Here is a 20,108-nt window from a genome sequence, read left to right as displayed (position 1 = left end):
ATAAAGGTGATCAATAATAAATATGTAAGACGATTTGTTTCTTTGAGGAGTCAATCAGGTTCTGTAGTCTTTTGTAGAATTCGACGTTTACCATAGGACAGCCTTCACTGAGACATATTGGATCTACTTGTTCATCGTAAGGCATGCGGTCATATTTGTGTAGAACGATGTTTCTAGCATATGCATTGCTATTGGAGCTATCTAAGCCATATAATTTATATGCTTTTCCAAATTTACCGTTATACGAGCTGCCGATAGCATAACTGCCTAGCGACGTCGCATGAGAGTTATCCGTATTGCTAAATTGCAAAAGATTCTTTTTTCCGGTTTCCGAGCCGGATCCATGCGCCACTAGCCCCTGATCCAGAATCCGATCTGTTTTTAGATCTACGACAAAAAAACGATTTCTTCCCGAGGGTCTTTTCATATCCAAGAGAAAGGATATGTCACTATTATACTTTTTGTTATTTACGATGCATTTTTTTACTTTCTTTATCGCCATCGTATAGCGAAAAGCGTCTGAAGGAGCATTTTCTTCCTTATCAACAACGGCTAAAAGCGTGTTTTTTTGAATGGTTTTGTATGTGATAAGGCCAATCCCAAGGATAATAACCAAAAGAATGATTTTATTCATATAAATAAAGCATATTTCATAAAATAGTTTTATTGAAACTTATGTCTGCTGTTCGAGAGATCTATTCTATTTGTTTATAAAATCGTTCGAAGGTTTTCCAGTATTTATCTTTGTAGATGCTATAATCAATTTGAAGATTGTCCCTGTATTCTTCGATTAATCGATCAATCGTTCGTGAGGCTTTTCGGAATTCTGTACAAGCCAAGTAAATTTCCCTTAGGTTATCGGCAGTTTCTCTGCCGATATTAAGAAACCCAATATCACTTGGAAGACTATCCATTAATTCCTCTTCAAATTTATCCATTAAGTCGTAGTTCTCCTGATCGGGCATGCCATTGGTTGCTGTTCCGTCATAGCTAATCTTTAATGTAACTATCCAAGGGTGAGAAGATTTTCCATCCCAGTCTAATAACGTTGTATTTACGATAGCAAAGATAGGTAAGTCGTTCTCCAGGATGCCTTCAAAAGCAGTGTATGTGTCATCTGCGGCCCGGTGTCTAACGTCGGTATATTTTTCCACAAATTCCTTTTCTCGCCAGATCAAATAGTCTTTTAATTTAAGTAGAGGAATCAGCTCTTCTGTTGCGAGTTCTTTTGAGGTTACATTCAAGTTGTCTATGGCTATGATCGAGTTCAATTCACCAATGTAATTGTCGAGAAATATTTCTATCCCATGGGAAATATTAGCTTTGTTCTCTTCCGTAAAATCGGGGTGAACAATAATAATATCGACTTCATCCGGATGGTATCTATGTTGAATGGGATAAAAAAACATATCCTTGATGTCGAAAGTGAATCCATACATCGTGATTTTGAATTTTTCCATATCCGCAATAGCGGGTTTTAATGCAGTAAATTTCCAATGCGCCAATGCTGGAGCAGAAGCGATCAGATGTTCCACAAACGCAATGTTTTTGATGGCACCATCTGGCGTGACTACAAGTTCTGCAGTGTCATCATCGTACATTCCCGTTAAGAAATACAGTTCCTTGCGAAGAGCGTCGATCTTCGGCGAAAGTTTGCTGAAAAAATTCTGATCAATTTGTTCTCCATTCTTGACGATTTGAAAAAATGCGTGTTCGTTTTTTGTAAACCAATCCCAAAAATCCGCTATACTGTCCTTTTTATTTTCTTTTTTACCAAAAATATTGTTCAAAAATCCCATAATTAATAGCTGTTTGATTGAATCATCAAAGTGCGTATCTGTTTCTTAAAGTGTTTTTTATAACCACAGAGGAGAAAATGATCCGAATAAAATAATCATGAATACCTCTGCTCCTAAATTTAATTATATAATTATAATCCGGCAAGGGAATTTAAGTTTAAAAATAATTGGACAAACAATTGCGTATGGAGTTTGTTAGGATTATTGTTGAATTATAAATTAAAATTGGTCTTATGAAATTTAGCAAATTAACATTTTGTCTATTGGCAACTACAGTTGTGCTTTCCTTTACGGCTTGCAAATCAGGTTTATCTGATGAGAAGTTGGAAGAAAAGATCGAAAATGCACTTACCGGTCGTAAAACCGTGGACGTCGACGTTAAAAAAGGGGAAGTTATCTTAAGTGGTACGGTTGCTTCCGAAGAAGAAAAGCAACAAGTGGAGTCTATTGCTAAAACAGCAGGCGATAAGGACATCAAGTCTATTCAAAACAATATTATCGTTAGCGCCCCAGTGTCGTCGACTCCAGCTCCTATTGAGGTATCCAATAATGATGCGGTGCTTGGAGCAGCAGTGAATACGTTTATGAAGGATTTTCCTACGGTACAGGCAAGTGTAAAGGATGGTGTGATCGCTGTTACAGGTACTTTGGAGCAACCTAAGATAATTACCTTAAAACAAGGTTTGGATAACTTAAATCCCAAGAAAGTGGATCTAAGCGGTATTGTTGTCAAAAAATAAAATAGTGAAATTATGTCATTGCAAGAAAAATATAAGGTTCTTTTAGATACGGCACAATCTTCAGGTGTAAATGACCTGAACTACGCCGAAATGGATGGAGTATTGCAAATTCGTGGTACAGCACCAGCAGCAGATGTGAAAAATAAGCTCTGGGAAATCTATGGTAATATAGATCCTAATTTCCAAACCGGAGATGTGGTCTTAAATGTGGATGTGGCTACGGAAGTGCCCGGAAGCCAGGTGAAAGTTATAACAGAAAATAGCAATTTGAACATTAGAAAAGGCCCTGGTACAGACCAGCCTATCGTGGGAAAAGCAGCTAAAGGAGAAATCATCACGTTGATTAGTAAGGCTAATGATCAATGGTGGTTGGTCAGAACCAAAGATAATGAAGAAGGGTATTGTTATGCACAATATTTAGAGTCTGTTTAGTTCTCGAATGTTATTCGCATGATGGGTACCAGTACCAATTGGCTTTGAAAAAAGGGGAGTTATTGATAAATAACTCCCCTTTTTTCATTTCACGATTAAGCTTGTCTGTTCTGTAATATGGAGGTACTACAGCATCTATCGTATTGGGGAATTATTTGGAAAATCAACCGGATTTTAATTTTTGGTGTAATAATTGTATCATTATGATTGCAACAATTTTATTACATTATGTCGAAATCACGTTTTATCATATCATTATGCTTGTGTTTAGCTGTTCAGTTGGGAGTTGCGCAAGAGTATGTTCGCTTGGACAAAGATAGTTATCAATTGCATTTATCAGAATATCCAAAAGATACAATCCGGGTACTTGAAAAAGGTAAAGAAACGAAGTTGAAACAGGGTAAATATATTCTGCAAAAGAATCAATTTATGGGACTTTCCAATGCATTTATTACGATTAATCAGGATGGCATTGTCGATGGTGATTTTAAAATTGAAAAAGATGGGCGTACCGGTGATGTTATCGTAAGACATGGTGTATTGCAGCAAATGACTGTGAAATCTGCTGCGTTACCAGACTTTCAATACACCATAACGGATAGTTCAAGTGTGCAGCGTAATTTTAAGAACGGGAAAATCAGTCAGGAAAAAACGGTATTCTACCGAGCTGCAAATAGTGGTAAAAAAGTGACAAAAGTCTTCTTTGATAATTACTATACGGTTGAAAATGATTTTGACCATACCCGAGCTGACTATCGATTAGACAATACCTTAATGTACAGCGCCAAATTGAATTGTGGTGGGCAGATACAGGAATCAAAGTCATTTGATACCAATGGTCAATTACTAAAACATACCTATCGGAAAGCTAAAATTGATTACACTGATCTGTATCAGAATAATAATCTCGTTGAGCGGAAATATAACCTTGATAACTGCTTTTACCATGAGTATTTTAAGAATTCATTGTTAGTGCAAAAGGTCGTGGAGAAAAAGGATAAAGGGAATACAGAAAAGTATGTTTATAATGGAGCCGGAAAATTGATAAACAAAAATACCGGCGGATAATTTAAAAATGCATATCGAATCAAGTATGGATGCTAATATTTTTGCATTTTAAAAATATAGCGCTACCTTTGTCAAGCAATGAAGAAAATGAACAACATATTACGTCTTCCATTTTTCTTTAATTATTATCGCCCGATAATCGTTCGGGACCCCTATGCCTATTAAATTAAGAAATTCAAATTATTATTTATAGCTAAGCCCGAACATAACGTTCGGGCTTTTTTTATTTTATATAACACCATGTTAAAAGAGTTAGAAGAAAATATCGAAATTATTTTACCGAAGGAGGGACTTGCGTCGAAGTTGAAGGAGGCCGAAGAAAGGAACCGACCATTGATTATAAAACTTGGTTTTGATCCAACAGCGCCGGATCTTCATTTAGGGCACGCTGTAGTGTTAAAGAAACTACGGCAGTTTCAGCAGCTGGGGCACGAAATCGTGATCCTCGTTGGTAGTTTTACAGCTCGGATCGGCGATCCTACAGGAAAAAATAAAGCCCGTAAACCTTTATGCCAGGATGCGATAGCGCACAATGCGGCAACTTACATTGCGCAACTGTCTAAAATTATTGATGTTTCAAAAGCGAAAGTTGTTTTTAATGGAGACTGGTTGGATCAACTAAATTTTACAGAAGTTATCCAGCTGGTATCGAAAGTCACCGTCGCTCAATTGATGCAGCGGCATGATTTTAATAAGCGTTTTAACGAAAACCAATCAATAGCCATGCATGAATTGCTTTACCCGATATTGCAGGGCTTTGACTCTGTACATGTCAATAGTGATATCGAAATGGGGGGAACGGACCAACTGTTTAATTGCGCGATGGGCCGGCAGCTACAGGAATCTTTTGGACAGGATCCACAGATAGTACTGTGTATGCCCTTGTTGCGCGGGCTGGACGGAAAGGAAAAAATGAGCAAATCATTAAACAATACGATCGGTCTTTTGGATGAACCGAATGAAATGTTTGGTAAAACCATGTCTATTCCTGATCATTTAATTCCAGAATATATTGACTTGACAACTGATTTCAATCAGGAAACCAAACTTTGCATGAAGACCCGTATTGAAATGGGCGAAAATCCAATGGAAATTAAGAAACTTATTGCACATAATCTAGTTGCCCAATACCATGGCGACGAGTTTGCGATGCGTGCGGTTGATTTTTTTGTTAAGCAATTTCAGAGCAAGAAATTAGAAGAAAAGGCTTTTGAGGAGGTGTCGGGGCAAGTATTGCGCGAACAGTTTGGTGAACAGATTAAACTGGTCGATCTATGTCATTTCCTAAAGGGGGCAACAAAGTCAGCGATGCGAAGATTGATTATAGGCGGTGCAGTGCAGATCGACTCAATAAAACAGCTGAATCCGGAGCTGATGCTTGATTTGAATACGTGTTTTAAAATTAAATTAGGTAAAAGAGCTTATTTTAGAGTTATCTAGTAAGGTTTGTGAGGGTATACTTTTTTAATATTTTGCTAAAAATAGTGAAATAACATCGTGGTTCTTTCTTAAACCATAAATAATTTCTACCTTCATATAGGAGTCTCATACTTTATTTTCATACCAATTATAGATGGAAACATATAATAACATTGTTTTGGAGCGGTTGCCCAAACATTTGAAACGCTATGTAGTAGCCCAACGATATGAACGTTACACCGCGCTGGATCAAGCATTGTGGCGTTATGTCATGCGTCAGAATTATTCTTTCTTGAAAGATGTAGCCTATTACCCTTATATTCCGGGATTGAAGAAAGCAGGATTATCCATCGCGACCATCCCGAACCTACAGGACATGAACGATAGTCTAAAATTAATTGGCTGGGGAGCTGTGACTGTGGATGGATTTATTCCGCCGGCTGCTTTTATGGAATTTCAGGCGCACCGCGTACTAGTTATTGCTGCAGACATACGTCAATTGGAACATATCGAATATACACCGGCACCAGATATTATTCACGAATCTTCAGGACATGCACCTATAATCGGTGAGCCAGATTACGCTACATATTTGCAGTACTTTGGGGAGGTTGGTACGAAAGCACTTTCTTCGGGCAAAGATTTTGAACTCTACGAAGCTATTCGCCACCTATCTATTTTAAAAGAACACGCTACAACAACGGCGGCTGAGTTGGCGGAAGCAGAGAAAAATTTGCAGATCATTCAAGATAATATGGGCGAGCCTTCGGAGATGGCATTGTTGAGCAGGTTGCATTGGTGGACTGTGGAATACGGACTTATTGGAGATCTTCATAACCCCAAAATTTATGGAGCTGGTTTACTGTCTTCCATTGGAGAAAGCGCAAGCTGCATGAAGGAAGATGTGCCTAAGTTGGCGTATGGTTTAAATGCAATCGAATATCCTTATGATATTACCAAACCACAACCACAGCTATTTGTTACACCGGATTTTGAACACCTAAAGCTAGTATTGGATAAATTTGCTGATACCATGGCTTTTCGCGTAGGGGGCAAACAGAGCCTTGACAAGGCAATAGACTGTAAAGCTGTTTGCACTGTGGAATATAGTTCTGGTTTGCAGGTGTCGGGCATTTTTAAGTTGGCCAACGCGGATAAAAATCTCTCTTATATTCAAACACAAGGACCTACAGCTTTGGCGGTAGCAGGTAAACAGCTTGAAGGCCACGGTATAATTTATCATAGCGAAGGGTTTGGCTCTCCAGTAGGACACTTGAGCGGTGCAGATCGTAACTTAGCCAATTTTGATGAAGCAACATTGATTCAATATGGTATAGTGGAAGGGCAGCAGTGTTCGTTAAACTTTGCTTCAGGGATTATTGTATCGGGAATTGTTCAAAAGATTGTACGTCAATTTGGCAAGATTGTTTTGATTTCATTTATAGGATGTGAGGTATACCGTAGCGATAGGGAAGAGGTGTATTTTAAACCTGAATGGGGAATATACGATATGGCTGTCGGAGCGGAAATAGTATCTGTATTTGCAGGCGCTGCGGATAAAGATGCCTATGACGCGCTGGAAGAACAGCTGGATCAGGATCTATCTTCAATACCTACCGAAACGGAAGATGTAAAACTAGTGAATTGTCATGCTGCGATACGGAATTTGCGGGACAACGGTTTTGATCAAAAAGTCTGGCTGGAGATTTTCAGTCAATTGGGACCGGAAAATGCAGATCATTGGTTAGGTTTGGTTGAATTATTTGAAATTTCCCAGGCTAATGATGGAGCGGAATTAACTACTCAGGCCGAACAGAGGCTCTTGGAATTTATTATCCTATATCCAAATTTGAAAAAACTGATTGATGATGGATTACGTGTTGCTAAGGAGGAAGATTTAAATAACCACTAAAAAGTGGTTTGCGTGAGATGGACTTCTAACATTAAACGGTAGAAGAAAACATTGAAATTTAAAAAAGAGAGCTATTAGACCTATGTAGAGCTCTCTTTTTTTACTGTCTATTTTAAGCTATGCCTGCAAAAGTATTTGCCAGGCTTGATCAAGTTTGCCCGCATCTAATAGTTGGGCAGCATATTCGTGAACTTTTTGTGTGAACTTTGATGGGCTGTCTTCAAAGTTTAGCTTCAGATAGTTGAAGTACTTATCTTCTTGCTGTGGGTCTTTTAATGTTGGTCGTGTTTCTACGTTAGCCAGCAACCCCAAGTGATTTCCGGTTAATACATTCGAAAATCTAATTTTTTCTGGAAGTTGGTCTATGCCAATTCCCAGGCTACGGAGGGGCTTCGGTACAATAAATAAGTTTTCGTCGGTTACGCGACAATACCAATCACCACCGAGCCGGGCTACCAGATCCAAATCTTTTTGTTGAATGGTATTGTTCTTGCCCAATAAGTGTTTATGGACATGCATATAGAGGATCTCGGCGATAACGAGATTTCCAGCTCCTGGCTCATCGCTTAATGCGACAACCTCTCTGACCCGACATTCCAGCTGGACTGGGGATTCGGCTACACGAGGTGGTGCAACTCGAATAGAGGGGATGGGCGTAAAACCCGACTTATCAAATTCATTTATTTCCTTGCCATATTCGGTACTGGCAAGTGATTGTTGCTGGACCATATCGTAGTTAACAATATTGATGACAACTTCATTAACCTCCTGTATATTATCCAATGTATGTTTGGTACTACCATCACGCATGCGTCGTAATGGAGAGAAAACACAGATTGGCGGCTGATGGGACATCAGGTTAAAATAGCTGAAGGGGCTTAAATTTATGTTTCCATTGCTATCGATCGTGCTTGCAAAGCAAATTGGCCGCGGTGCAACAGCGTACTTAATTAAATTATCTATAATAGCTTTGTCTTTAACAGATTCAAAGGTGATGGTTTCAAAGGAAGCGGTCATATCCGTAGATTTATGAATGGTATAATACAATAGAATTGGAAAGTTTTCCGAGCGCTGTGATTTCTAGTTCAATCTCATCGCCAAGGTCGAGCCATTGGTCTTTATGATTAGGATCCGCTATGCGTGCCGTGCCATTGAGCTCAAGAAAGCAGCCTGTTCCGACTGTCCCAGAACCGATTATATCACCAGGGGAAATTTGTACACCATAGGAAACCCGTTCAATAATTTCTGCAAAAGTCCAGTGCATACTCGCAAAATTACCCGCTGAGACTTGCGTGCCGTTTACTTTACAAGTCATATTGAGCTCATAACAGTCGCCAATATGTCCTGCCGCAGGTTGAACCTTATAAGGTTCCAATTCATCCTTTGTCACCAAGTAAGGTCCAATTGCTGTTGCAAAATCTTTGCCCTTGGCAGGGCCCAAACTCAATTTCATTTCCTCCATTTGAAGTTTTCTGGCACTAAAATCATTCATAATCATATAGCCAGCAATATACTCATCCGCCTGAGCGGCAGGAATATTGATTCCTGGTTTGTTGATGACTATTGCAATTTCTAGTTCAAAATCCAGTTGATTTAAATGTAAGGGCATACATTGAACAGGACCAGGTCCCTGTATGGACTGATGGTTGGAGAAATAGAAAACAGGAAATTCATCAAATTCGGGGATCATATCTAATCCGCGGTTTCTTCTTGAGGTTGCGACATGCTGTCGAAAAGCGTAAGCATCACGAAAAGATGTTGGCTGTGGTACGGGGGCGATAAGTTGGATATCGTCTAGTAGACGATAGGGCCTGTTCATAGCTCCTTGACGCAAAGCTGTTTCAAAGATTTGTAGCTGATTCATGGTATCTTCGCCACCTTTGAGGAAGTCCGACATCGTTGTGGGAAGGTTTTGATCGATGACTGAGCAACTATAAAAGCGGTCGTCTATAACAATGCCCAATTCTTGTTGACCATTTTTAGTGCTAGTGACAATTCTCATATATGAAGTGTTCTATTTGGTTATTCAATGTTGTTAGCATTCGACACAAATATATTGTATAAGATTTGAAAAAAATATTTCTTCTCTTGAAAATAGAAAAATATTCTTACCTTTATTAAAGCATTATAAACTATAAAAAATGATCAATCGTGGTGTACATCGCTTTGCGTCCTCCATGCCCTATGTTGCTTTTAATAAAGCAATCATAGCTGATATCGTTTTTGCACAATACTAATCTTCTCTTTTACTACTTGCCGATAGTTCTATTGGCAATTTGGATATTCATTTAATTTTATAACCGTTTAAATCGTAGAATTATGCCATTTTATGTTAAACAAGGGCAAATTCCAATGCAGCGACATACTGTTTTTAGAAAGCCCGATAACACGCTTTATGCCGAGGAATTAGTATCCACACATGGTTTTTCCAGTCTTTATTCCTTAGTGTACCATTGTCATCCACCCACACTCGTTAAACAAATAAGAGAGCCTTATGATGTGTCTCCCCGGATTGCCCGCGACAAACATCTTAAACATACCAGTCTAAAGGGATTTCAGGTACAGGCAAAAGATGACTATCTCGAAAGCAGGACACCAGTGTTGGTTAATCAGGACTTACATATATCCTTAGCAGCTCCCCGTCGGTCGATGGATGACTATTTTTATAAAAATAGCCAGGCAGATGAGATTGTCTTCATCCATCAGGGGATGGGAAAACTCAAGACTGGATATGGGAGTATCCCCTTCAAGTATGGAGATTATTTGGTAATACCCCGAGGAACGATTTATCAAATGGAATTTGAACAGGAAGATAATCGATTGTTTATTGTTGAATCATTCTCTCCCGTACGTACGCCCAAACGTTATCGCAATGAATTTGGTCAATTGATGGAACATGCGCCCTTTTTTGAGCGGGACATTCGGGTACCTCAAAATTTGGAAACTTTCGATGAACTGGGTGACTTTGAAGTGAAGATCAAGAAGCAAGGGATGATTTATCCATATGTTTATGGGAGCCATCCATTTGATTTTGTTGGTTGGGATGGCTATCATTTTCCATGGGCATTTTCGATTCATGATTTCATGCCGATAACAGGTAAATTGCATCAACCGCCACCCGTTCACCAGACCTTTGAAACAGATAATTTTGTATTATGCAGTTTTTGCCCTCGTATGTATGATTACCATCCTCATTCGATTCCTGCTCCATATAACCATAGTAATGTAGATTCAGATGAAGTCCTATATTATGTGGATGGTGATTTTATGAGTCGAAAATCCGTGGAAAGGGGACAGATCACGTTACATCCAGGTGGTATACCGCATGGACCTCATCCTGGGACGGTGGAAAAAAGCATTGGGCAAGTGAAAACCGAGGAGTTGGCCGTGATGATCGATCCTTTTCGACCATTGATGTTGACCCAAGAAGCACTCGATATAGAAGATCCAGATTATTATAAATCTTGGATGAGTTAGGAAAAATGAAAGAATAACCTTTATATAAATTATGGCAAATACATTTGCAGAAAAGATTGCCCAAGCGCAAGATTTTCTACCTATTAATGGCACAGATTATATTGAATTTTATGTTGGCAATGCCAAACAGGCCGCACATTATTACAAAACAGCTTTTGGTTTCCAGTCGGATGCGTATGCCGGACCTGAGACAGGCGTTCGAGACCGGGTATCTTACGTGTTAAAACAAAATAAAATACGTTTAGTGCTTACCACAGCGTTGAAATCTGACCACCCTATAACAGAACATGTTAAAAAACATGGTGATGGTGTCAAAATATTGGCGCTTTGGGTAGATGATGCACGAAAATCATTTGAAGAAACAACAAATAGAGGGGCGAAAGTCTATCAGGAACCACAACTTCTGAAGGATGAAAATGGAGAAGTTTGGACCGCAGGCATTTATACCTATGGCGAAACGGTCCACATGTTTGTTGAACGCCGCAATTATTCTGGCCCGTTTATGCCAGGATATGAAAAATGGGAAAGCGATTACAATCCAACGGAAACTGGACTGCTTTATGTTGATCATTGTGTGGGTAATGTTGGCTGGAATAAGATGAATGAAACCGTAAAATGGTATCAGGATGTGATGGGGTTTGTCAATATTTTATCTTTTGATGACAAGCAAATTAATACAGAATATTCAGCTTTGATGAGTAAAGTGATGAGCAATGGAAATGGTTTTGTTAAGTTTCCGATAAATGAGCCTGCCGAAGGAAAGAAAAAATCGCAGATAGAAGAATACCTTGAATTTTATGAGGGTGAAGGTGTACAGCATGCGGCTCTAGCAACCAAAGATATTGTGGCCACCGTGCGGGAACTTAAAGCAAGGGGGGTAGAATTTTTGGGTGCTCCTCCCGAAGCATATTACGATATGTTGCCCGAACGAGTTGGAAAAATTGATGAAGAGATACGGATCATCCAAGAACTGGGTATTCTAGTTGATCGTGATGAAGAAGGTTATTTGCTACAAATTTTTACAAAACCGGTAGAGGATAGACCGACTTTATTTTATGAAATCATCCAACGTAAGGGGGCACAAAGTTTTGGCGCAGGAAATTTTAAGGCTCTTTTTGAAGCAATAGAACGTGAACAAGAACGCCGAGGAAACTTATAGAAGTATGGAAGGGATGAAGGAATTATTGCGGGCTTTTGAGCATAAAAGTCCGGAAATTGTTTTCGAATGGAAAGATAGTGAAACTGATGCCAGGGGATGGATTGTTATCAATTCCTTACGTGGAGGTGCTGCTGGCGGGGGGACCCGAATGCGGGCTGGATTGGATAGGCATGAGGTAGAATCTTTGGCAAAAACAATGGAGGTCAAATTTACGGTATCTGGCCCTGCAATAGGGGGGGCAAAATCTGGAATTGATTTCGACCCACATGACCCAAGGAAAAATGAAGTTTTAGAACGTTGGTTTAAGGTTGTCACACCGCTATTGAAAAACTATTATGGGACAGGTGGAGATTTGAATATTGATGAAATTCATGATGTAATCCCGTTGACGGAAGAATATGGACTATGGCATCCACAAGAAGGAATTTTGAATGGTCACTTTAAGGTGAATGAAAGCAATCGTATTCATCAAATTGGACAATTGCGTTATGGGGTTTCCAAAGTATTGGAAGATAGCTCCTACAGCCCAGATCTGAAGCGCAAGTACAAAGTGGCAGATATGATCACGGGATATGGCGTGTCAGAGTCAATTCGTCATTATTATGAACTTTTTGGCGAAAATTGCTTTGGGAAGCGAGCGGTAATTCAAGGTTGGGGTAATGTTGCTGCCGCTGCGGCATTTTATCTGTCTAAACTTGGTGTAAAAATAGTTGGTATAATTGATCGAGTCGGCGGACTGATCAATCCGGAAGGATTTGGAGAGGAAGATATTACCCGTTTGTTTTTAGAGCGCAAAGGCAATGAGCTTTGTTCTCCGGATTTGATTTCTTTTGATCAGATACAGAAAGAAATATGGAGCCTGGAAACGGATATTTTTGTGCCTGCTGCGGCCTCCCGCTTAGTGTCAAAGGATCAGATCCAACACATGATAAATCATGGGCTTGAGGTGATCGCTTCAGGTGCCAATGTACCATTTGCAGATCAAGAAATATTTTATGGGCCTGTTATGGAATTCGCAGATCAGCATGTTGCGGTTATACCTGACTTTATTGCCAATTGTGGTATGGCGAGAGTATTTGCTTATTTAATGCAACGTAATATCGAAATTAGTGATGATGCAATTTTTTCTGATGTTTCCAGCGTAATTTTTGAAGCATTAAAGAAAATTAGGTCGGTTTCTTCCAAAAGGACGCATATATCATCGAGAGCATATGAGCTTGCATTGAAACAGTTGGTGGAAACCGATAACGAACAATAAGAGGCTAAATTCTAATTTGCTTTTGCTATAACGCTATAAAAAAAACACTTGAAGCGGGGAACTTCAAGTGTTTTAACTAACCAATTATTAACCTAAATTTATGAATGCTTAAAACATAGCAATACCTATGCCAAAACTTATTTTCTTAGCATGAACATATTGTCATTTTTTTGTTATTAAAATTTCTGCCTGAAATTTGATTTTTTTGAAGTTTTGTTGAAAGATCAAAACGGGGTAGACTAAAAACAAATTTCTTTGTATAGTTTTCAAATACTGGCCCACTTGATGAAATTTTTTGTTTTTTATTTGCCTTAAAGTGCTGATAAACAAAAACTCCCGAAGCGGGGAGCAACAGGAGTTTTCCTAACCAATTATTAACCTAAATTTATGAAAAGTACCTATATAACGTAGTAAGTTCAAAAAATGTTTCAACCGATTATAGTTTTTTTTACTTTTTAACATTTTTTGACTATTTGCTATTGATTTTCAATAAAATGTACTACTATTTATTTTGTTTTCTTTTTAGGGGAAATAAAAAACCTGTTAGCGGGGACTAACAGGTTTTTTATAAACTAACTAAATTATTAACCTAAATTTATGAAACTACAAAATAATATTCAAGAAGGATGCCAATGTGCTGACCCCGTTAGCTGTTTAACGATTTTTAACAGCATCTTTTCGGATAAGAAGGGGAGCCCCTAATTCTCAAGACAATCCAGTTAATTTTCAAACCTTTTGTTGCTCATAAGCGTTTATCTAAACAAAAAGGTCAGCAATCAATGCTGTCTATTTGACGTAAACTGTTTAAAAAAAGGTACATGTCTTTAACATATCGCTATCAATTTGAAAATTACGATAGCCCATTTTGGGCTTTTGCCATTCATGATGGCCATCAGGTCGATGCGCATTTGATGCCCTACATAAATATTGCAGACGAGGAACGATTACGCGAAGAGGATCCTTATACGGCTATTTTGGCCGAATTACCTTGTAATCGATTTGTATCTGGAACCTCCAGGTTTCAACTGGATCTTAATCGAAAACGAGAAGATGCTATTTATCTTACACCAGAGCAATCTTGGGGGATGCGGGTATGGCGAACAGATCTACCCAATGAACTAAAAGATCAGCTGTATGCAGTCTATGATGGCATATATGATGAAATAAGCCAAGCGATTCAGCGCACGATTGATCGTTATGGCTATTTTATCATGTATGATATTCATAGTTATAATATGCGTCGCGGTGGGGCTGAAACCAGTTTGAACAATGCAACCGACCCTCAGATCAATATTGGGACACAACATAATCACAAAAAATGGCGAACGCTGACTGATCAGGTTTTGGAAGCACTACAGACTGGAAAAGATGGACAAGTTTACGACGTCCGTGAGAATGTAAAGTTTAAGGGCGGATTCCTTTCTGCGTATTTGAATGATAAGTTTGGTGATAAAGGCTGTATTTTTTCTATCGAATTTCGGAAAGACTTTATGGACGAATGGACTGGGGAAGTATATCCGCAAAAGCTTCAGGAGTATAAACAACTTCTCTTGCACAGCATTGGAACACTGGAAAATTATTTTGCCTATGAAAGATAATGCGAAACAACTTGCTGGCATTTTAAAAATGATCAAAAATAAGGAGGTTTTCCACGTACAGATTCCGCCAAAAAACAAGCTGGTATTTAATCAAGTTGTTCCTTATCTGTTTTTATACAGACAGTTTTTTAGTCAAGATCCTATGCTGGCAGAGTTGGTTAAATCAGAACCAGCTTATTTTAGGGTAAGAGATCCGCAGATGAATGTTTCTGAATGGATCGCTCCAATCCTCAATCAACTTGTCGAAGAGTTTGGTGCTTGTTTGATTATTGAAGCTTGGGCAGCAGATTCAACACAGGAGGAAGATATTCAAATTCATATTGCGCGGAAAAATGTACAGGCTATCGCTCAGTATCTAGGTAAGCAACTGACAACAGAAGAATCGATTTCCAAAGTGGAGATACTGACAGATTCCAAAACAAATGCAACGCAAAGTTTATCCCCTTCGAGTGTACAGTTGGATAATCTGAACACCAATATATTTTACATGGGGCTGGAGATAAAACCGAAATACCTTTTAGGGGTAGATCAGCAAATTTTACCGATCGATCTGCGTCATTTCCGTGAAGCCATATCCAGGAGTCTGTCGAAAACATTCTTTGAATTCATACGTATACATACCTTATCTAAACCTACGGCATTTAAAATAAGCCAGCCTAAAAAGATGCTTCCTTTAGCTTGGGAGATTGATCAGAAGTTAGCGCGGGAAAGCCAACGATTTGATTTTTTATTATTGGTTACACCAACAAATTCTTACGATGCCTGGCAGCAATTTAAGAAGGGGAATTACCGAAAAACTCCTGTGTTTCGATATAGGCCCATGCCTATTGATCCAGATATTATCAAGAGAAACCTCTATAACTTGCATATCGAAGATTTATTTGATCCTTCCATTGCTTATTTGTTTCGTGATAAACGCAAGGAGCTTGATCAGATGATGACCATGTTGAGTGAGCGGGGAAAAGAAGGATTTTTGTTGGGCAGTATGCAGGTTTTTGGTACTGTCAATGAAAAATTGTTGGAAAAGGCTCAGGCAATTTTGACAATTACGACAACGGATCGAGAAGTGAGAACGAAAGAAGAGGATATTGTCTATGCCGAAGAGTTCGCTAAGCTCGCCCAGGAAGAATTGGATTATCTGAAAAACCAAGATCCAAGCTTTGGCACCACAGTGAGGCTACGGGATGATATTTATGGCGTGATGGTAAATCAAGGCGTACTCAATATAAGTAAGCAGTATAGTTTGCCAAGGAATAGGGTAAAGGCATTGATTCAACATGAGGTCGGTACACATATTGTTACTTACTATAATGGGAAGCAACAGCCGTTCAGTCTCTTTAGATTAGGGGTTCCCGGTTATGAAAAACTTCAGGAAGGCCTCGCTGTACTTGCTGAGTATTTGGTGGGGGGCCTGACAAATAATAGACTACGTATTCTGGCAGGCAGAGTTATCGCTGTCCATCACATGCAGCAGGGCAGTTCATTTATTGATACATTTTCAGTATTGGTAGACAAGTACCAATTTTTGACCGAAACAGCTTTTCAAATGACGATGCGGGTCTATCGAAGTGGTGGGCTTACCAAAGATGCATTATACTTGAGTGGTTTAATCGAATTGACTAATTATATCAAGAGCGGGCGAGATCTATCCCTGTTGACGATGGGTAAAATCCGCGAAGATTATATACCAATCGTTGAAGAACTCATGTTAAAGGGCGTCTTGAAGGCTCCGGTCCTGACACCAAGGTATCTAATGGATCCATACAAGGATGCCTTGTTACATCTCAAAAAAAGTAATGGAATATTTCAAATGATTCAGTAATCAGATATTTTATATGAAGATAGCATTCGTGATCAACCAAACCCATAAAGAAACTGCTCGTTTCACGACGACTGTTTTGGCATTGAAAGCCCATCAAATGGGACATGAAATTTATTATATTGGCTTGGCCGATTTCTACTATGAGTCAGCCCATATTGCCGCCCATGTGCGAAAAGTACTCCCTGATCAGATGCTTACCTCTACCAATAGCCTCATGGAAGTATTGCGCGCAACAGAAAAAACGAAGATGATTTTGGAAGATATGGATGTGGTCTGGCTACGATTTGATCCAGTCCTCGATATGGTTAGCCGACCTTGGGCTGCCGCTTCAGCCCTACAATTTGCCGCTCTCCTAAAAGAAAAAGGTGTATTGGTTATCAATGATCCCGATAGCCTTAGTCGGGCCAGTAATAAGTTATATCTCGAGGGATTTGATGAATCTATTCGACCTAAAACAATTGTAACCCGAAACTATGCCGATGTCATTGAATTTTTTGAACAACAGAATAAACTTATTATTTTGAAACCCTTGAAGGGGTCCGGCGGTAAAAACGTATTTTTAATCAATAAGGATAATCAGCAAAACCTCAAGCAAACTGTAGAAGCTATTGCCCGAGATGGTTATGTGATTGGCCAGGAATATCTTCCGGAAGCTGCCCGCGGTGATATCAGATTCTTTTTACTAAATGGAGAGCCTATTTTGATTAATGGTAAATATGCTGCTGTTCATCGCGTGCAACAAGGGGACGAGATTCGGAGCAATGTGCATCAAGGTGCAAAGACCCAAGCAGCCATTATTTCACCGGAGTTATTGCTTATGGTCGATAAGATCCGGAATAAATTAGTTCAAGACGGAATGTATTTTGTTGGTTTGGATGTGGTAGGAGATCGTATTATGGAAATCAACGTATTTAGTCCGGGTGCATTATGCCAGACGGAAGAAATTGTAAAAGAGGATTTTTCGGCGCTTATTATTGAAAAATTAGCGGAGAAAGTTGCTTTCAGAAAACGAGGTTGATGACAGTTGTATCGATGAAAATTGATGTTGTTGAAATCGCTGCGGGATTGCTAAGCTAATGATTTGCGGTAATTATGAATTTGAAATGAATTACAGGAATTAAATTCTTGTTATTTTTGAAAAAAGAAAAATATGCTGATTATCGATTCTCCATCCCGCAACGCCTATTTTAACATCGCTTCAGAGGAGTATTTATTGGGTAAATTTCCGGAAGAGGATATTTTTTTACTCTATGTAAATGACCCTTCAATTATCGTGGGTAAATTTCAGAATACCTTGGCCGAAATCAATCTTGATTATGTCAACGATCATCAGATTAAGGTTGTGCGACGAATGTCTGGTGGTGGTGCTGTTTATCATGATGCTGGAAACTTAAATTTTTCTTTTCATACCTTATTGGGAAATCATGATTTTATGGATTTTTCGACCTTTACCCAGCCGATTGTACATATTTTGAACAAATTGGATATCCCTGCAAAATTAGAAGGAAGAAATGACCTCCTAGTAGATGGGAAGAAGTTTAGTGGAAATGCCAAGCTTGCAAAAAATGGGAAGATGATTCAACATGGTACGATATTGATTGATTCGCAGATGCAGGTATTAAGTGATGCTTTAAAGGTCAATCCATTGAAGTTTGTAGATAAGGCGGTAAAATCGAATCGCGCACGTGTCACAAATTTAATTGAATATTTACCTGCTGGTTTTACGACTGAAGATTTTAAGGAATTGCTGATTGAAGAAATAAAACTTGAGAATCCGGCGGCCAAAATGATTGAGTTTACCGCTTTGGATATTGAAAATATAGAAAAATTGGTCGAAGAGAAGTATGAAACATGGGATTGGAACTTCGGTTTTTCGCCAAATTATAATTTTAAAAAAGCAATTAAGATCCCCGCGGGATTCATCGAGTTGCATTTGGATGTACATAAAGGATACATTGAAAGGGCTAAAATTTTCGGTGATTTTTTTGCATCCCGATCAATTCATGAACTTGAAAATTTATTGATTGGTGAAAAGCATGAGGTAGGAGAGATTGATACCTTATTGAAATCAATTGATTTGACGACGTATTTTGGTAAAGTTGAACCCGCAGAAATTCTTACCTTGTTTAAATAGAAAATGTAGTATTGCCCGATATGGGTGTTAATTAATAAATATATGCCTTGGAATCCAGATATATACAATCAATTTAAAGATATTCGTTTTAAACCGTTTTATGATTTATCTGAACTAATTACTGCCGATAAAATGGAACATGCAGTCGATTTAGGTTGCGGTACAGGTGAACAGACAGCTATCTTAAGCGAACAATTTTCTCAAGCGACCTTTCTTGGGGTAGATTCTTCTGCGGAAATGCTTTCTAAAAGTCATAAGTTGGAAACGGAACGTCTAAAATTTAGGCAAAGTTCCGTTGAGAACTTCCTTGCAGAGCCAAAAACCTGGGATCTTATATTCAGTAATGCTGCTTTACAATGGCTGGAAGATCATCAGGTTCTTTTTCCTCAGCTTATTTCTAAGCTTAATGTTGGCGGGCAATTGGCGATACAAATGCCTTATCAGCCCGAAAATATACTAAATAAAATTTTATTTGAATTGGCGACGGAAGAACCCTATCGATCCTATTTAAGGGGCTGGAATAGGCCTTCTTCGGTATTGGATATGGATACTTATGCGCAATTGTTATTTGATAATGGCCTGGATCAATTAAACCTTTCTCTTCGTGTATATCCACTCATTGCTGCTGATGCAGACATGCTTTACAATTTTATTGCTGGGTCTGCTTTGATTCCTTACATGGAACAATTGGAGGAAGATAAGAAGTCTGTGTTTGTAACTGAATTTAAAACACGCATCAAAAAACATTTTACTAAATTTCCAGCGATCTATTCTTTCAAGCGCATTTTATTATATGGGCGTAAAAGGTAATTCACATATCGATCAGATCGGACCAATGGGCAGCTGTAATCGTCGCTAGGTCTGTTGGGGCTAAAATAATCTGAAGCCCCCTTTTTCCCGCGCTTACCGAAATCGCTGTCTCCAATTGTGCGGCCTCTTCAATAAAGGTTGGGAACTGTTTTTTCATGCCAATAGGTGAACAGCCACCACGAATATAGCCGGTCACCGTTAAAAGGTCTTTCATCGGGAGCATTTCACAGTTTTTATTCCCAGAGGCCTTCGCTATTTTTTTAAGGTCGAGCTGTGCATTTCCAGGAACTACGGCAACAATATAAGGATCTTTGTTGCCTTTTAAGACCAAGGTCTTATAAAGTCTCTCGGGTGACAGACCTAGGGTTTGGGCGACATGCTCAGCACTGACGTCCTGTTCGTCTACCTCATATGCTCTGAGTTCATACGTTATTTTTGCCGTGTCCAACAGCCGAACAGCATTTGTTTTACTCGACATAC

The 20,108-nt window shown here is 38.9% G+C and carries 18 protein-coding genes; 13 read left to right on the top strand and 5 right to left on the bottom strand.

What is annotated here, in order from left to right; translation table 11 throughout:
- Window positions 1-10 precede the first annotated feature (10 nt).
- Together M2419_RS14490 and M2419_RS14485 are read right to left on the bottom strand one after the other, a co-directional pair.
- Window positions 11-634 (bottom strand): murein L,D-transpeptidase catalytic domain-containing protein, encoded by a 624-nt coding sequence (locus M2419_RS14490; protein ID WP_153846163.1) that lies wholly within the window; start codon window positions 632-634, stop codon window positions 11-13.
- A 61-nt stretch (window positions 635-695) separates the two neighbouring features.
- Window positions 696-1,799, bottom strand: coding sequence for a DUF695 domain-containing protein (locus M2419_RS14485; protein ID WP_153846164.1), 1,104 nt, complete (start codon window positions 1,797-1,799; stop codon window positions 696-698).
- A gap of 233 nt (window positions 1,800-2,032) precedes the next feature.
- Between M2419_RS14485 and M2419_RS14480 the strand changes: the two genes are divergently transcribed.
- From M2419_RS14480 to M2419_RS14460, 5 genes are all read left to right on the top strand, one after another.
- Window positions 2,033-2,539 carry a BON domain-containing protein gene (locus tag M2419_RS14480; protein ID WP_088160876.1) on the top strand — a complete coding sequence of 169 codons (507 nt, stop codon included), beginning with the start codon at window positions 2,033-2,035 and terminating at the stop codon, window positions 2,537-2,539.
- Window positions 2,540-2,551: 12 nt separating this feature from the next.
- Window positions 2,552-2,971, top strand: coding sequence for an SH3 domain-containing protein (locus M2419_RS14475; RefSeq protein WP_153846165.1), 420 nt, complete (start codon window positions 2,552-2,554; stop codon window positions 2,969-2,971).
- A gap of 228 nt (window positions 2,972-3,199) precedes the next feature.
- Entirely contained in the window at window positions 3,200-4,039 is an 840-nt protein-coding gene (locus tag M2419_RS14470; RefSeq protein ID WP_153846166.1) for a hypothetical protein, read from the top strand.
- A 240-nt stretch (window positions 4,040-4,279) separates the two neighbouring features.
- Window positions 4,280-5,479: a tyrosine--tRNA ligase gene (tyrS, locus tag M2419_RS14465; RefSeq protein WP_153846167.1), complete on the top strand. Its 1,200-nt coding sequence runs from the start codon at window positions 4,280-4,282 to the stop codon at window positions 5,477-5,479.
- A gap of 133 nt (window positions 5,480-5,612) precedes the next feature.
- The gene (locus M2419_RS14460) at window positions 5,613-7,370 is read left to right on the top strand and encodes an aromatic amino acid hydroxylase (protein WP_259255293.1); all 1,758 of its coding nucleotides are present in this window, start codon (window positions 5,613-5,615) and stop codon (window positions 7,368-7,370) included.
- A gap of 117 nt (window positions 7,371-7,487) precedes the next feature.
- Here M2419_RS14460 and M2419_RS14455 read toward each other — a convergent pair whose 3' ends face one another.
- Together M2419_RS14455 and M2419_RS14450 are read right to left on the bottom strand one after the other, a co-directional pair.
- Window positions 7,488-8,387 (bottom strand): flavin reductase family protein, encoded by a 900-nt coding sequence (locus tag M2419_RS14455; RefSeq protein ID WP_159729010.1) that lies wholly within the window; start codon window positions 8,385-8,387, stop codon window positions 7,488-7,490.
- A gap of 10 nt (window positions 8,388-8,397) precedes the next feature.
- Window positions 8,398-9,372 carry a fumarylacetoacetate hydrolase family protein gene (locus M2419_RS14450; RefSeq protein ID WP_159729008.1) on the bottom strand — a complete coding sequence of 325 codons (975 nt, stop codon included), beginning with the start codon at window positions 9,370-9,372 and terminating at the stop codon, window positions 8,398-8,400.
- Window positions 9,373-9,689: 317 nt separating this feature from the next.
- Here M2419_RS14450 and M2419_RS14445 point away from each other — a divergent pair, with 317 nt between their 5' ends.
- From M2419_RS14445 to M2419_RS14410, 8 genes are all read left to right on the top strand, one after another.
- Complete coding sequence (locus M2419_RS14445) at window positions 9,690-10,847, top strand: homogentisate 1,2-dioxygenase (RefSeq protein ID WP_075991796.1); 1,158 nt, start codon at window positions 9,690-9,692, stop codon at window positions 10,845-10,847.
- 31 nt (window positions 10,848-10,878) lie between these two features.
- Entirely contained in the window at window positions 10,879-12,006 is a 1,128-nt protein-coding gene (gene hppD, locus M2419_RS14440) for a 4-hydroxyphenylpyruvate dioxygenase (protein ID WP_153846175.1), read from the top strand.
- Window positions 11,978-13,264, top strand: a complete 1,287-nt coding sequence (locus M2419_RS14435) for a Glu/Leu/Phe/Val dehydrogenase dimerization domain-containing protein (RefSeq protein ID WP_228280317.1) — start codon at window positions 11,978-11,980, stop codon at window positions 13,262-13,264. The genes hppD and M2419_RS14435 overlap by 29 nt, the downstream gene beginning before the upstream one ends.
- 818 nt (window positions 13,265-14,082) lie before the next feature.
- On the top strand, window positions 14,083-14,862 hold the full coding sequence (locus tag M2419_RS14430) for an N-formylglutamate amidohydrolase (RefSeq protein WP_259255292.1): 780 nt from the start codon (window positions 14,083-14,085) through the stop codon (window positions 14,860-14,862).
- Complete coding sequence (locus M2419_RS14425) at window positions 14,852-16,684, top strand: flavohemoglobin expression-modulating QEGLA motif protein (protein ID WP_259255291.1); 1,833 nt, start codon at window positions 14,852-14,854, stop codon at window positions 16,682-16,684. Before M2419_RS14430 ends, M2419_RS14425 begins: the two co-directional genes overlap by 11 nt.
- 13 nt (window positions 16,685-16,697) lie before the next feature.
- A complete protein-coding gene (locus M2419_RS14420) occupies window positions 16,698-17,702 on the top strand; it encodes a glutathione synthase (protein ID WP_159729000.1) in 1,005 nt (334 codons plus the stop codon).
- Window positions 17,703-17,834: 132 nt separating this feature from the next.
- On the top strand, window positions 17,835-18,818 hold the full coding sequence (locus tag M2419_RS14415; RefSeq protein ID WP_259255290.1) for a lipoate--protein ligase: 984 nt from the start codon (window positions 17,835-17,837) through the stop codon (window positions 18,816-18,818).
- 42 nt (window positions 18,819-18,860) lie between these two features.
- On the top strand, window positions 18,861-19,628 hold the full coding sequence (locus M2419_RS14410; RefSeq protein ID WP_259255289.1) for a methyltransferase domain-containing protein: 768 nt from the start codon (window positions 18,861-18,863) through the stop codon (window positions 19,626-19,628).
- A 1-nt stretch (window position 19,629) separates the two neighbouring features.
- Here M2419_RS14410 and ybaK read toward each other — a convergent pair whose 3' ends face one another.
- On the bottom strand, window positions 19,630-20,106 hold the full coding sequence (gene ybaK / locus M2419_RS14405) for a Cys-tRNA(Pro) deacylase (RefSeq protein WP_159728994.1): 477 nt from the start codon (window positions 20,104-20,106) through the stop codon (window positions 19,630-19,632).
- Window positions 20,107-20,108: the final 2 nt, after the last annotated feature.

This window comes from Sphingobacterium sp. BIGb0116 (genome assembly GCF_024808035.1).
Classification (GTDB): Bacteria; Bacteroidota; Bacteroidia; order Sphingobacteriales; family Sphingobacteriaceae; genus Sphingobacterium; species Sphingobacterium paramultivorum.
This window is presented reverse-complemented; position numbering and strand designations above follow the sequence as displayed.

Excerpts from the sequence above, each read along its gene's own strand:
- M2419_RS14410 (WP_259255289.1), top strand. The coding sequence starts at position 18,861 with ATGCCTTGGAATCCAGATATATACAATCAATTTAAAGATATTCGTTTT.
- M2419_RS14480 (WP_088160876.1), top strand. The coding sequence starts at position 2,033 with ATGAAATTTAGCAAATTAACATTTTGTCTATTGGCAACTACAGTTGTG.
- ybaK (WP_159728994.1), bottom strand. The coding sequence starts at position 20,106 with ATGTCGAGTAAAACAAATGCTGTTCGGCTGTTGGACACGGCAAAAATA.
- M2419_RS14475 (WP_153846165.1), top strand. The coding sequence starts at position 2,552 with ATGTCATTGCAAGAAAAATATAAGGTTCTTTTAGATACGGCACAATCT.
- hppD (WP_153846175.1), top strand. The coding sequence starts at position 10,879 with ATGGCAAATACATTTGCAGAAAAGATTGCCCAAGCGCAAGATTTTCTA.
- M2419_RS14450 (WP_159729008.1), bottom strand. The coding sequence starts at position 9,372 with ATGAGAATTGTCACTAGCACTAAAAATGGTCAACAAGAATTGGGCATT.
- M2419_RS14460 (WP_259255293.1), top strand. The coding sequence starts at position 5,613 with ATGGAAACATATAATAACATTGTTTTGGAGCGGTTGCCCAAACATTTG.
- M2419_RS14415 (WP_259255290.1), top strand. The coding sequence starts at position 17,835 with ATGCTGATTATCGATTCTCCATCCCGCAACGCCTATTTTAACATCGCT.
- tyrS (WP_153846167.1), top strand. The coding sequence starts at position 4,280 with ATGTTAAAAGAGTTAGAAGAAAATATCGAAATTATTTTACCGAAGGAG.
- M2419_RS14470 (WP_153846166.1), top strand. The coding sequence starts at position 3,200 with ATGTCGAAATCACGTTTTATCATATCATTATGCTTGTGTTTAGCTGTT.
- M2419_RS14490 (WP_153846163.1), bottom strand. The coding sequence starts at position 634 with ATGAATAAAATCATTCTTTTGGTTATTATCCTTGGGATTGGCCTTATC.
- M2419_RS14420 (WP_159729000.1), top strand. The coding sequence starts at position 16,698 with ATGAAGATAGCATTCGTGATCAACCAAACCCATAAAGAAACTGCTCGT.
- M2419_RS14485 (WP_153846164.1), bottom strand. The coding sequence starts at position 1,799 with ATGGGATTTTTGAACAATATTTTTGGTAAAAAAGAAAATAAAAAGGAC.
- M2419_RS14430 (WP_259255292.1), top strand. The coding sequence starts at position 14,083 with ATGTCTTTAACATATCGCTATCAATTTGAAAATTACGATAGCCCATTT.
- M2419_RS14455 (WP_159729010.1), bottom strand. The coding sequence starts at position 8,387 with ATGACCGCTTCCTTTGAAACCATCACCTTTGAATCTGTTAAAGACAAA.
- M2419_RS14425 (WP_259255291.1), top strand. The coding sequence starts at position 14,852 with ATGAAAGATAATGCGAAACAACTTGCTGGCATTTTAAAAATGATCAAA.
- M2419_RS14445 (WP_075991796.1), top strand. The coding sequence starts at position 9,690 with ATGCCATTTTATGTTAAACAAGGGCAAATTCCAATGCAGCGACATACT.